Origin of the sequence: Haloplanus rubicundus, assembly GCF_003342675.1 — an archaeon.
GTDB lineage: Archaea > Halobacteriota > Halobacteria > Halobacteriales > Haloferacaceae > Haloplanus > Haloplanus rubicundus.
Genome location: NZ_CP031148.1, coordinates 1465223 through 1477682, shown reverse-complemented (window position 1 = coordinate 1477682; position 12460 = coordinate 1465223). Strand labels below are relative to the sequence as shown.

Sequence of the window (12460 nt, the reverse complement as noted above, 5' to 3'; positions counted from 1 at the left end):
AGTGTCCCGCGCGCTCAGTCGGCGTGCTGGGCGACGACCGGCGCACGGCTCCGGAGGAGCGCAGTCAGGTGGTCCGCGTCCTCGACGGCGGTCAGCCGGGCGTCGGGAAGCCGGTCACGGAGGGCACGGGCGCCGGCTATCGGGACGTTCGCGTCGCGAGTGCCGTGCCGGAGGCGGACCGGACGGTCGACGGACGCGAGCGGCAGGTCCCACGACGCCGCGAGCAGTCGGAGTTCGGTGATCGCGCCACGGCGGGAGGCCGCCACCGCGTCGACGAAGTCGCGAGCGACGAGCGACGCCACCTCGTCGGGGACGCGTTCCGTCTCGGCGTACTGGGAGACGACGACGGCCGGAGCGACGCCGGCGAGCCACGCCTGCACGCGGAGCAGCCCCGATAAGAGACGAGGTGTCGTCGACGCTAGCCGGCCGAGGAGGCGTTGGACGCGCGGCGTCGGCGGGCAGTCTGGCGGCGTCGCACCGGCCACGACGTCGACCGACGTGACGCGGTCGGCGTGCGTGGCGGCGAGCGCGAGTGCGTGCGGGCCGCCGCCGGAGAAGCCGACGACGCCGGCGCGGTCGACGCCGGCGTCGTCGAGGACCGGGGCGACGAACGCGCCGGTGTCGGTCAGGTCGCGGGTCGGCCACGGTGACGACGCGCCGTAGCCGGGGCGGTCGGGGGCGACGATCCGGACGCCCTCGCGCCGTGCGGGGGCGTCGAACAGTTGGCCGAGCCGGCGTGATCCCGGCGTGCCGTGGAGGAACAGGACGGGGCGGCCCGTGGGGTCGCCGTACTCGGCGTAGGCGACGTGGCGGTCGGCGGCGACGGAGACGCGGTCGGCGGGTGGAGGGCTGGCGGCATCCATCGTCGGCGGTTCGCGAGCGGGGCGGAAAAGCCCCCGTGACGTCGCCGGCGGAACGAACGGCCTTTGATACGGATTATTGTAACTGTGTACCGGTGGTCCGTCGAGATGACCGGCGGACCACCGGGAACGACTTATAATAAACTGTATGAGTCGGTCCCGCCAAGCGTCGACGATGCCGACCATCGACTGCGATCCCGAGACCGTTCGCCGACGGCTAGCCGACGCCGGCGTCGACATCGAGCCGGGGAACACGGACCACGAGCGCTGGCGCGCCAAGCGGGGCGACGCGGTCGCGGTCGCCTACGACGACTCGGTGGTCGTCCAGGGCGCGCGACCGACCGACCTGACCGCCCTCCTCTCGGAGTCGGGAGGACGCGCCCACGTCTACTTCGACGGTGCGAGCCGCGGCAACCCCGGGCCGGGTGCGATCGGATGGGTGCTCGTCAGCGGCGACGGCATCGTCGACGAGGGAAGCGAAACCATCGGGAAGACGACGAACAACCGCGCGGAGTACGAGGCGTTGATCCGGGCACTGGAGATGGCCCGGGACCACGGCTTCGACGAGGTGGACGTGCGGGGCGACTCGGAATTGATCGTCAAGCAGGTGAAGGGGGCGTGGAACACGAACGATCCCGACCTGCGCGAGCGGCGGGTGCGGGCGCGCGAACTGCTCGACGGGTTCGACCGCTGGTCGCTCGAACACGTACCGCGGGAGATAAACGACCGTGCCGACCAACTGGCGAACGAGGCGCTCGACGATGACTGAGCTACCACGGGAGGTCGTGGACGCGGCGGAGCGGCTGACCCGACTCGCCCGCCGGGCGGTCGACGACGCCGAGGCGGCGGCCTACGAACGCGACCGGGACGAACGGCTCGCCGAATACGGATTCACCGCGCGGGTCCGCGAGAGCGACGACACGCTCGTCTGCCACCCAGCCGAGTGGCTGGAGGGCGATACGGTCCGGATGGATCGGATCGAGGACACGGACCGGGCGGTCGAAGTGTCGCTCTCGGGGAGCGGCGACCCCGAGTCGTGGGACGCGGTCGAGACCCACAACGCCGAGGTGGTGGAGGCGGTGGCCGAGCGGGCGGGGGCGGTCCACGCCGCGAACGCCCGCGCGTTCGCCGACTTCATGGGCAACCACTACGCCCGGCGGGTGGAGACGGCGACGGCGGCGGAGCTACGCGAGTTCCTGACGGAGTACTACCCGCGGAACGCGTGGCCGAGCGACGAGCAACGGGACGCCGTGGAGCGGTCGCTCGAACACGTCTTCGCGGTGACCGAGACGGACGGTCGTGATCGGTTACGGACTGTCACCGACCACGACGGCCGGAACTGACGGACGAACCGCCGGTGCCCGAGTTCAGGACTGCGCGTCGACGAGATCGCGGACGGACTCGGCCCGGTCGTCGCCGGTGACGAACTTCGAGAGAACCCAGTTCATCCGGTTGAGGACCGCTTCGTGGCCGTCCTCGGTGAGTTCGTACTGATTCGTCCGTTTGTCGAGTTCGCTCTTCTCGACCAGTCCCATCTCGACGAGGTCGTCGAGGTTGGGGTACAGGCGTCCGTGGTTGACCTCGGTGCCGTAGTACTCCTCGAGTTGGCGCTTGATCGCCAGGCCGTACATGGGTTCCTCGGAGAGGATCACGAGGATGTTGTGCTGGAACGCGGTGAGATCGCGAACGATGCCGGGCTCGCTGCTGACTGTTTGTGCCTCTGACATGCTTATGGAAATGTCACGGGGATATTTAACCCTTCTCAACTCGGCTGTCTACGGGCGTTCTCTCGCCCGTATCGGGAAAATGCGATCTCACCGAAGATGGACAGGTCTCTGATCGAACCAGTGTAGACGGATTCGTCGTGACGACAACTGCCCGGTCGTCGCCATCTGGCTCGTCGCGTGCCCGGTGCGGGACGGTCGACCGGTGGTCGGCCGACCGTTCGTGGCAGTCACGCAACATCCGGACCGGCCGTTCATGTACTTTTTCATTCGTGTTTCCGTCCCGTCCCGAAAGGCATATTTGACGCTTCGGTAGTCGTATCAACATGGTGAACCTCTGGACAGACCTCGATGCCGGTCCGAATCCGCCCGAGACCATCCACGCGGTCGTCGAGTGTCTCAAAGGCGAACGCAACAAGTACGAGTACGACAAGGACGTCCCCGGCGTCGTCCTCGACCGCGTCCTCCACAGCAACGTCCACTACCCGAGCGACTACGGGTTCATCCCGCAGTCGTACTACGACGACGAGGACCCCTTCGACGTCCTCGTCCTCGTCGAGGACCAGACCTTCCCGGGCTGCATCGTCGAAGCCCGTCCCATCGCGCTGATGAAGATGGACGACGACGGCGAACAGGACGACAAGGTCATCGCCGTGCCGACCGAGGACCCCCGCTTCGACCACCTGCAGGACCTCGACGACATCCCCCAGCAGACCGTCGACGAGATAGACGAGTTCTTCACGACCTACAAGAACTTGGAGGAGGGCAAGGAAGTCGAGACGCTGGGCTGGGAGGACAAGGCCGCCGCGAAAGACGCCATCGAACACGCACTCGATCTCTACCAGGAGAAGTTCGCGTAGGCGCGCGATACCCCTCGGTAATTCCTCCGGCACCCGCGATGTGTTATGCGCATGGGTAATCTTTTGAGTGAGACCGCCGTAATCGGAGGTATGAGCGACACCGAATCGGCGCGTCTCGGCCTTCGTCACCCGACGGTCGTTCCGTCGAACTACGAGCGACGCGACGACGACGGGGCGGCCGAGGGCGGAGTCGGTCGATAGCGAGGCGTCGACGAACGCACCCCTTTTTGTCGGCGCCACCGTTAGTGGTCGCCAATGGCTCAGTGCGACGAGTGCGGCAGTCACGAGAACCTGCCGTACCAGTGTCGGCGCTGTGGCGGGACGTTCTGTGCCGAACACCGGTTGCCCGAGAACCACGACTGTCCCGGGCTGAACGAGTGGAACGACCCCGACGGCGTCTTCGACAGCGGCTTCGACGACAGCGTCCGCGACGAGGGCGGGAGCCGAGGGCTGGCGGACCGACTCCCAAGCCTCGGCTCGCTGACCGGGACCGGTGGCGTCCTCGGGTACTTCCGTGGCAACGTCGCGTACCTGTTTCTCGCGCTCATGTGGATCACCTTCGCCCTCCAGTTCCTGGTCGGCGGCCTGTTCGGACGCGGCGCGATGGAGACGCTGTTCGTTCTGCAGTCGGACCGCCTCCTCTACGTCTGGACGTGGCTCACCTCCATCTTCGCCCACGGCGGCCTGTATCACATCGCCGGTAACAGCATCGTGCTGTACTTTTTCGGCCCGCTCGTCGAGCGGTACACCGGATCGAAACGCTTCGCCGCGCTCTTTCTCGCCAGCGGCGTCCTCGCGGGTCTCGGGTTCGTCGTCGCCAGCATCGTCCTCGGTGCGGGCGCCGTCTCCGTCGTCGGCGCCAGCGGTGCCATCTTCGCCGTTCTGGGCGTGCTGACCGTCCTCAACCCCAGCCTGCGCATCTACCTCTACTTCATCATCCCCATCCCGCTGTGGCTGTTCACCGCCGCGTTCGCCGTCATCTCGGTGCTCTTTTTCCTCCAGCCACAGTCGGCCGCGTCGGTTGGGCAGGGCAACGTCGCCCACCTCGCCCACCTGATCGGCCTCGTCGTCGGCCTGGCGTACGGGAAGCGGATCAAGCGGCCACGGAAGGTCCCCGACCAGTTGACGTTCGGTGGGGGACGAGGGCCGGGCGGCCCCGGCGGTCCGGGTGGTCCCGGCGGCCCGGGCCGGCGGTGAGCCTCGCGTGACGCCCGCCCACCCCGAGTTCGTCCCCGACCCCGCCCAGTCCCGAGCGGAGATGGAGGCGCTCCAGCGGCGGGTAGCCGGCGCCGCCCGGTTCGAGGACGACTTCGACTTCGACTCGGCGGCCGTCGCCGTCTCCGGTGACGCGTCGCTCACCGGGGACCGACCGCTCGTCGCGGGCGTCGATCAGGCCTTCCTCGACGACGACCGGGCGGTCAGCGCCGTCGTCTGCCTGCGCGGCGGCGAGGTGGTCGAACGCGCCCACGCCGTCACCGATCTCTCCGTCCCCTACGTACCCGGTCTCCTCTCCTTTCGGGAGGGTGGCCCGATCCTCGCGGCGTTCGAGGCGCTCGACTCGACGCCGGACCTCGTCGTCTTCGACGGGAGCGGCCGCATCCACTTCCGACAGGCCGGCCTCGCTACCCACCTCGGCGTCGTCCTCGACGTACCGAGCATCGGCGTCGCCAAGAACCTCCTCTGTGGCCGGGTCGAGGGCGACGTCGACGGCCGCCCCGAGGGGTGGCGGGCGCCCGTCGTCGCGGACGACGGGGTGGACGCCCCCGCGGGGACCGTCATCGGCTACGCCTACCAGTCGCGCCAGTACGAGTCGAACGCCGTCATCAACCCGCTGTACGTCAGTCCCGGCCACCGCGTGAGCGCGGAGACGGCGGTGGATCTGGTGGCCCGACTCGGCGCCGGCTACAAGCTCCCGGAGCCGACGCGGCTGGCGGACCGGTACGCCGACGAGTGCAAAGGGCAGGCGTAGGGGGGCTTCGCACGTTTTAAGCCGCATCTCCGTCACCGTTCGGTAATGACCGACGATCAGGAACTCGGCATCACCGAGTCGAAAGAACACAGCACGGGGGAGTGGTACGCCGAAGTCGTCCGGAAGGCCGGCCTCGCGAACTACGGTCCGGAGGGCATGAGCGGGTTCATCGTCACGCGCCCGCGTGGCTACGCGCTCTGGGAGGCGATACAGGACGAACTCGACGCCCGGTTCAAGGCGACGGGCGTTCAGAACGCCTACTTCCCGATGCTCATTCCGGAGTCGTATCTGGAACGCGAGAAGGACGTGGTCGAGGGGTTCGACCCCGAGGTGGCGTGGGTCACCCAGGGCGGCTACGAGGAGTTGGAGGAGCGCCTCGCGGTCCGCCCGACCAGCGAGAGCATCATCGCACCGTATCTGAGCCAGTGGATTCGGAGCTACCGGGACCTCCCGATGCGCGTCAACCAGTGGTGTAGCGTGATCCGCTGGGAGGCGACGGAGACGAAGCCGTTCTTCCGCACCAAGGAGTTCCTCTGGCAGGAGGGACACACCGCGCACGCGAGCGAAGAAGATGCGTGGTCGGAGACGACGACTCGCCTCGACCAGTACGAGGCGGTGTACGAGGACGTGCTCGCCATCCCCGTCCTCCGGGGGAAGAAGCCCGAACACGACAAGTTCCCCGGCGCGGACACGACGACGACGGTTGAGGCGCTGATGCCCGACGGCAAGTCCGTTCAGGGCGCCACGAGCCACTACCTCGGCCAGAGCTTCGCGGAGGCGTTCGACATCACCTTCACCGACGAGGACGAGGACGAACGCGTCGCCCACACCACGTCGTGGGGTATCTCGTGGCGCGCGCTCGGCGCGCTCATCATGACCCACAGCGACGACCAGGGGCTGGTCCTGCCGCCGACGGTCGCGCCCGAACAGGTCGTGATCGTCCCCATCTGGCAGGACGAGACGAAAGACGACGTACTCGAATACGCCGAGGGCATCGCCGCCGACCTCCGCGAGGCGGGCGTGCGCGTCGAACTCGACGACCGCGACGAGCGCAACCCCGGCTTCAAGTTCAACGAGTGGGAGCTGAAAGGCGTCCCCTTGCGGATCGAAGTCGGTCCCAACGAAGTCGACGAGGAGTCGGTGACGCTCGTCCATCGACCGGACGGCGAGTCGACGAGCGACGGCCGAGACGACATCGTCGACACCGTCGAGGATCACTTCGACACCGTCTACGCCAAACTCTACGCCGCCGCGGAGGAGAACCTGGAGGGAAGCGTCCGCGAGGCGTCGGACCGCGCGGAGCTGTTGGGCACCATCGGCCAACACGGCGGCTACGTGAAGGCGCCGTGGTGTGGCGACGAGGCGTGCGAAGCGGAGATCAAAGAACAGATCGCGGCCGAAATCGTGCTCGTTCCCTTCGAGGGTGGCGAGGAACCACGTTCCTCGAAGAGCGACACCGAACCGATCCACGAGGGCGAGACGTGTGCCCTCTGTGACGACGCCGCCGTCGAGACGGCGTACTTCGCCAAGTCGTACTGATCGAAATCGCCGTCCAGAGAACCTCTCAGACCCGAATCCCCCACCGTTATCAATTAATCGTTATACAAATTCGCTAAGGCCTTCTACAGACTTAGTATGATATATATTGCCTTGTATGTGACTAATGAAGCCTTACGGTAACAGGGACAGGCTGATAAGTGGGAACATAGAAGGGGAGATATGACCAAGCCGCGGAGAGACGCCCACGCCGCTCAGGGGGGACTGGCTGACCCCACCGACGAGCGATCCAACTGTGGTGTCGGCGTCGTCCTCGACCTCGACGGCGGCGACTCGCACGAGACGGTCGCCGACGGCATCGACCTGCTCATCAACCTCGAACACCGTGGAACCACGGGGGCCGAGGAGGCGACCGGCGACGGGGCCGGCATCATGCTCCAGCGCCCGGACGAGTTCTTCGACGCCGTCGTCGACGCCGACCTCCCCGAGACGTACGCGGTCGGGTCGGTGTTCATGCCGCGTGACGGCGCCGCCCGACAGGGTCTCATGACCATCTTCGAGCGGACGCTCGCCGAACACGGGGTAGAAGTGTTCCACTGGCGGGACGTACCGACGGACAACACCGACCTCGGGCAGACCGCCCTCGACTCCGAACCCGACGTGTATCAGCCGTTCGTCCGGCCGACCGAGGGCATGGACGACGACGACTTCGACCGCGCGCTCTACGTCGCCCGCCGCGCCGTCGAGAACGCAATCGACGAGCTCGATTCGGCCGGCGCCGACCGGTTCTACATCTGCTCGCTCGACCGCAAGACCCTGGTCTACAAGGGTCTGCTCAAGGCGACGCAGCTCCCGACCTACTACCCGGACCTCGTCGACGAGCGCGTCAAATCGACGCTCGTTCTCGTCCACGCGCGCTTCTCGACGAACACGCTCGGCGCCTGGCATCTCGCACACCCCTACCGCAACATCATCCACAACGGCGAGTTCAACACCATCCGCGGCAACATCAACTGGATGCGGGCCCGCGAGACGGACCTCGCTCACCCGGAGTTCGGCGACGACATCGACACGCTGAAGCCCATCATCAACGATCCGAACCAGAGCGACACGGCGTCGGTGGACAACGCCCTCGAACTCCTCGTGCAGGGCGGCCGTGACCTCCCGCACGCGCTCCGGATGCTCATCCCCGAGGCGTTCCGCAAGAACGACGAGATGGCGCCGGAACGCAAGGACTTCTACGACTACCACGCGAGCCTCGTCGAACCGTGGGACGGCCCGGCGCTCGTCGTCGGCACCGACGGCGAACAGATCGCCGCGGCACTCGACCGCAACGGGTTGCGGCCCTGCCGGTACGACGTGACCGAGGACAACCGACTCATCATGGCGAGCGAGGCGGGCGCCCTCGACGTCGACCCCGCGGACATCGAGGAACGCCACCGCCTCCAGCCCGGCCAGTTGCTCGTCGCCGACCCCGAACGTGGACGGGTCGTCCCCGACGACGAGGTGTTCGCCGACCTCACCGACGAGCAGTACGGCGAGTGGGTCGAACGGGAGCAACGCCATCTCAGCGACGGCGCCGATACCGATTACGACCCCCGCGAGGACGTGGGCTCCCTGCGCGCCCAGCAGGCCGCCTTTGGCTACACGTACGACCAACTCGACCACCTCGTCGAACCGATGGCGAAAGAGGGCAAGGACCCCGTCGGCTCGATGGGCGACGACACGCCGCTGTCGGTGCTCTCCGATTTCAACCGGCCGCTGTTCACCTACTTCAAACAGCTGTTCGCGCAGGTGTCGAACCCGCCCATCGACTACATCCGCGAGGAACTGGTGACGAGCCTCGAATCCCGGCTCGGTCCCCAGCGCAACCTCCTCGACGAGACGCCGGAACACGCCCGCCAGCTCGTCGTCGATTCGCCGGTCCTGACGGACGCACAGACGGCGGAGATCAAGGACCTCGAGGGCGAGTTCTCCTCGGCCATCGTCGACATGACCTACGAGAAAGACGGCGACCTCGAGGCGGCCGTCGAGGACCTGCGCCGCGACGCCCGCGCGGCCATCGAAGCCGGCGTGGACATCGTCGTCCTCTCCGACCGGAACACGGGACCGGATCGGGTGCCGATTCCGAGCCTGCTCGCCACCGGCGGCGTCCACCACGCGCTCGTCCGCAACGGCCTCCGCAACCACGCCGGCCTCGTCGTCGAGTCCGGCGACCCGCGAGAGGTCCACCACCTCGCGACCCTCGTCGGCTACGGCGCCGACGCGGTCAACCCCTACCTCGCCTACCAGAGCATCTGTGACATCGTCGCCGGCCCCGACGGCGCCGAGGAGGCCGAGGCCATCTCCCACTACAAGAAGGCCCTCGAGGACGGCCTCCTGAAGACGATGGCGAAGATGGGCATCTCGACCGTCGAGAGCTACCAGGGCGCCCAGATCTTCGAGGCCGTCGGCCTCTCCTCCGAGTTCATCCGCGAGTACTTCGAAGGGACGGAGATTCGAACGGAAGGCATCGGCATCCCGCAGCTCGAAGAGGACCTCCTGACGCGCCACGCCGTCGCCTACGGTGCCGATCCGGAGCTCGAACGACAGGGCGAGTACGAACACCGCTCGAACGGCATCCACCACCAGTGGAACCCGAAGACGGTCGGGACGCTCCAGCAGGCGGTCCGCTCGGGGAACTACGAGAAGTACCAGGAGTTCGCGGCGCTGATCAACGACCAGCGCGAGAACCTCCAGACCCTTCGCGGACTGCTGGAGTTCGACAGCGACCGCGATCCGGTCCCGCTCGACGAAGTTCAGCCCGTCCACGAAATCGTCGAGCGATTCTCGACGGCCGCCATGTCGCTCGGGTCGCTCTCGCCGGAGGCCCACGAGACGAACTCCATCGCGATGAACCGCATCGGCGGGAAGTCCAACACCGGCGAAGGTGGCGAACCCCCCGAGCGCTTCGACACCGAAAAGGAGTGTAACATCAAGCAGGTCGCGTCCGGCCGGTTCGGCGTCACGTCGAACTACCTCTCCTCGGCCGAAGAGCTGCAGATCAAGATGGCCCAAGGCTCCAAGCCGGGCGAGGGCGGCCACCTGCCCGGGAAGAAGGTCAACGAGATGATCGCCCACGTCCGCTACTCCACGCCGGGCGTCGGCCTCATCTCGCCGCCCCCACTTCACGACATCTACTCCATCGAGGACCTCAAACAGTTGATCCACGACCTGAAGACGGCCAACCCCGAGGCCGACATCAACGTGAAACTCGTCGCGGAAGCGGGCATCGGCACCATCGCCGCCGGCGTCGCAAAGGCCAACGCCGACGTGGTCCACATCTCGGGCCACTCCGGCGGCACCGGCGCGTCGCCGAAGACGTCGATCAAGAACGCGGGGCTCCCGTGGGAACTCGGCCTCGCCGAGGCCAACCAGATGCTCCGCGCGACGGGGCTGCGCGACCGCATCCGCGTCTCCACCGACGGCGGCATGATGACCGGCCGCGACGTTGCCATCGCCGCGCTGCTCGGCGCCGAGGAGTACGTCTTCGGCACCGCCAGCCTCATCACCTCCGGCTGTGTGATGGCCCGCATCTGCCACACCAACAACTGTCCGACGGGAGTCGCCACGCAGGACGAGGACCTGCGCGACCGCTTCACGGGCCAGCCGGACCACGTCATCAACTACATGGCGTTCCTCGCGGAGGAACTGCGGGAGATCATGGCCGAACTCGGCTTCCGGTCGGTCGAAGAGATGATCGGTCGCCCCGGCCTCCTGAAACAGACCGAAACCGACCACCCGAAGGCCAAACACCTCGACCTGTCGGCCATCATCGCCGAACCCGAGGGCGGCGAACGTCACAAGGTTCGTGAACAGAAGCACGCGGACGTGCAGACCCACCTCGACCGCGACCTGATCGGCGAAGCCTCCGACGCAATAGAGGAGGGTGAGCCGATCCACATCCGACGGGACATCTCGAACGGTGACCGTGCAGTCGGCGCCATGCTCTCGAACCGCATCTCGCGGCGCTACGGCGAGAGCGGCCTCCCCGAGGACACCATCTCCTGTACGTTCGACGGCATCGCCGGCCAGAGCTTCGGCGCCTTCCTCGCCAACGGCGTGACGATGGAACTCGTCGGCGCCGCCAACGACTACGTCGGCAAAGGGCTCTCGGGCGGCAAGGTGATCGTCCGGACGCCCGAAACGGCCGCGTACGACCCCGCGGACAACATCCTCGTCGGCAACGTCTGTCTCTACGGCGCGACGCAGGGCGAACTCTACGTCAACGGCCTCGCTGGCGAGCGCTTCGCCGTCCGCAACAGCGGCGTGAAAGCCGTCGTCGAGGGCGTCGGCGACCACGGCTGCGAGTACATGACCGGCGGCGTCGTCGCCGTCCTCGGCGAGACGGGGCGGAACTTCGCGGCCGGGATGTCCGGCGGAATCGCCTACGTCTACGACCCCGACGGCGACTTCCAGGAGCGCGCCAACGAGGGCATGGTGACCATCCACCACGACCTCGAGGAGTCCGACGAGGCCATGCTCCGCCGGATGGTCGAGAACCACGCGGCCTACACCGACAGCGACCGTGCAGCGACGCTCCTCGACGACTGGGGCACCGAAGTCCTGAACTTCACGAAGGTGATGCCCGACGCGTACGCCGAGGTCATCGCCGAGGAGAGCCGCGAGGACGTGCGCACTGACCTCCCCGAACCGGCGTCGAAGGCCGGTGGCGCCGAAATCGGTGCGGGAACGGTCCAGACTGGCGACGACTGATCGAGGCGGCGGGGGCGAGGCCCCCGTTTCGAACTGTAGAGCGGGCGCTCAGACTGCGGCGACGGAACGGGGCGATCGAAAAACGACCCCAGGGTTACGCGTCCGCGTCTCGTTCGTCGATACCTGGCACTTCGTCTTCGAGCCACTCGCGGAACCACTTCACGCGCTTGAGTCGCTGATGAGCGACGCTCTCTGCCGCGTCGCTCTCGACCCGGTCGGCGGCGTCGTGCCCGCGTTCGAGGACGCGGTCGATCATCTCGCCCGCGTCCATGTGCGTGCGTGACTCGTATCCCATCCGCAGGAGCATCAATACGGCGCCGTTGGCACCGATCTTGTCCAGAATGTCGGCCTCGATGAGACACTGGGTCTCCAGCGACACGTCGTCGAGAGTACCCTGATAGGAGTGCTCGCGGACGGACTGGGTCACCTGGTCGACGAACGACTGTGGATGGTCCCCGCGCGTCGTGAGGTATTCGCGAGCGACGCGCGCACCCTCGTCGGCGTGGCGTTCCTGTTCGGCTTCGAGTTTCGCGATGTCGTGAAACAGCGCCGCCACGCGAACCACGTCGACGTCGGCGCCTTCGCGGCGGGCGATATCGGCCGCCAGGTCGACGACGTTCAGCGTGTGGTTGAATCGGTACTCGGCGCTGTGCCACGGATACCACCGCATCCGCCCGCCGTCGTCCTCGTTCTCGACGCTCGCGGCGAGGTAGTCCGAGACGAACTGCTTCATTTCCTCGAACGCCGCGTCCGAGACGGCGGACTCCTTTATTTCAACCCCCACGGTCCCACCTC

The 12460-nt window shown here is 67.2% G+C and carries 10 protein-coding genes; 7 read left to right on the top strand and 3 right to left on the bottom strand.

Annotation, left to right across the window (positions count from 1 at the left end; translation table 11 throughout):
• Window positions 1-14 precede the first annotated feature (14 nt).
• On the bottom strand, window positions 15-863 hold the full coding sequence (locus DU484_RS08410) for an alpha/beta fold hydrolase (RefSeq protein ID WP_114605685.1): 849 nt from the start codon (window positions 861-863) through the stop codon (window positions 15-17).
• A 172-nt stretch (window positions 864-1035) separates the two neighbouring features.
• Here DU484_RS08410 and rnhA point away from each other — a divergent pair, with 172 nt between their 5' ends.
• The gene (rnhA, locus tag DU484_RS08405; protein ID WP_114605684.1) at window positions 1036-1629 is read left to right on the top strand and encodes a ribonuclease HI; all 594 of its coding nucleotides are present in this window, start codon (window positions 1036-1038) and stop codon (window positions 1627-1629) included.
• A complete protein-coding gene (locus DU484_RS08400; protein ID WP_114605683.1) occupies window positions 1622-2203 on the top strand; it encodes a DUF7108 family protein in 582 nt (193 codons plus the stop codon). Before rnhA ends, DU484_RS08400 begins: the two co-directional genes overlap by 8 nt.
• Window positions 2204-2227: 24 nt before the next feature.
• Here DU484_RS08400 and DU484_RS08395 read toward each other — a convergent pair whose 3' ends face one another.
• On the bottom strand, window positions 2228-2587 hold the full coding sequence (locus DU484_RS08395; RefSeq protein WP_114585581.1) for a PadR family transcriptional regulator: 360 nt from the start codon (window positions 2585-2587) through the stop codon (window positions 2228-2230).
• 323 nt (window positions 2588-2910) lie between these two features.
• Between DU484_RS08395 and DU484_RS08390 the strand changes: the two genes are divergently transcribed.
• The 5 genes from DU484_RS08390 (at window position 2911) to gltB (ending at window position 11665) form a co-directional block, all read left to right on the top strand.
• Window positions 2911-3444 carry an inorganic diphosphatase gene (locus DU484_RS08390; RefSeq protein ID WP_114585580.1) on the top strand — a complete coding sequence of 178 codons (534 nt, stop codon included), beginning with the start codon at window positions 2911-2913 and terminating at the stop codon, window positions 3442-3444.
• A gap of 255 nt (window positions 3445-3699) precedes the next feature.
• Window positions 3700-4641: a rhomboid family intramembrane serine protease gene (locus DU484_RS08385; RefSeq protein WP_114585579.1), complete on the top strand. Its 942-nt coding sequence runs from the start codon at window positions 3700-3702 to the stop codon at window positions 4639-4641.
• A 7-nt stretch (window positions 4642-4648) separates the two neighbouring features.
• Entirely contained in the window at window positions 4649-5413 is a 765-nt protein-coding gene (locus tag DU484_RS08380; RefSeq protein ID WP_114587204.1) for an endonuclease V, read from the top strand.
• Between the two features lie 45 nt (window positions 5414-5458).
• Window positions 5459-6952 carry a proline--tRNA ligase gene (gene proS / locus DU484_RS08375; RefSeq protein ID WP_114585578.1) on the top strand — a complete coding sequence of 498 codons (1494 nt, stop codon included), beginning with the start codon at window positions 5459-5461 and terminating at the stop codon, window positions 6950-6952.
• 180 nt (window positions 6953-7132) lie between these two features.
• On the top strand, window positions 7133-11665 hold the full coding sequence (gltB, locus tag DU484_RS08370) for a glutamate synthase large subunit (RefSeq protein WP_114605682.1): 4533 nt from the start codon (window positions 7133-7135) through the stop codon (window positions 11663-11665).
• A 94-nt stretch (window positions 11666-11759) separates the two neighbouring features.
• On the opposite strand, the gene DU484_RS08365 is transcribed toward gltB, so the two are convergent.
• Complete coding sequence (locus DU484_RS08365) at window positions 11760-12449, bottom strand: HD domain-containing protein (RefSeq protein WP_114585576.1); 690 nt, start codon at window positions 12447-12449, stop codon at window positions 11760-11762.
• Window positions 12450-12460 lie beyond the last annotated feature (11 nt).

What these genes read in the sequence shown, in the direction of transcription:
- DU484_RS08410 (WP_114605685.1), bottom strand. Translation starts at nt 863, where the DNA reads ATGGATGCCGCCAGCCCTCCACCCGCCGACCGCGTCTCCGTCGCCGCC.
- rnhA (WP_114605684.1), top strand. Translation starts at nt 1,036, where the DNA reads ATGCCGACCATCGACTGCGATCCCGAGACCGTTCGCCGACGGCTAGCC.
- DU484_RS08400 (WP_114605683.1), top strand. Translation starts at nt 1,622, where the DNA reads ATGACTGAGCTACCACGGGAGGTCGTGGACGCGGCGGAGCGGCTGACC.
- DU484_RS08395 (WP_114585581.1), bottom strand. Translation starts at nt 2,587, where the DNA reads ATGTCAGAGGCACAAACAGTCAGCAGCGAGCCCGGCATCGTTCGCGAT.
- DU484_RS08390 (WP_114585580.1), top strand. Translation starts at nt 2,911, where the DNA reads ATGGTGAACCTCTGGACAGACCTCGATGCCGGTCCGAATCCGCCCGAG.
- DU484_RS08385 (WP_114585579.1), top strand. Translation starts at nt 3,700, where the DNA reads ATGGCTCAGTGCGACGAGTGCGGCAGTCACGAGAACCTGCCGTACCAG.
- proS (WP_114585578.1), top strand. Translation starts at nt 5,459, where the DNA reads ATGACCGACGATCAGGAACTCGGCATCACCGAGTCGAAAGAACACAGC.
- gltB (WP_114605682.1), top strand. Translation starts at nt 7,133, where the DNA reads ATGACCAAGCCGCGGAGAGACGCCCACGCCGCTCAGGGGGGACTGGCT.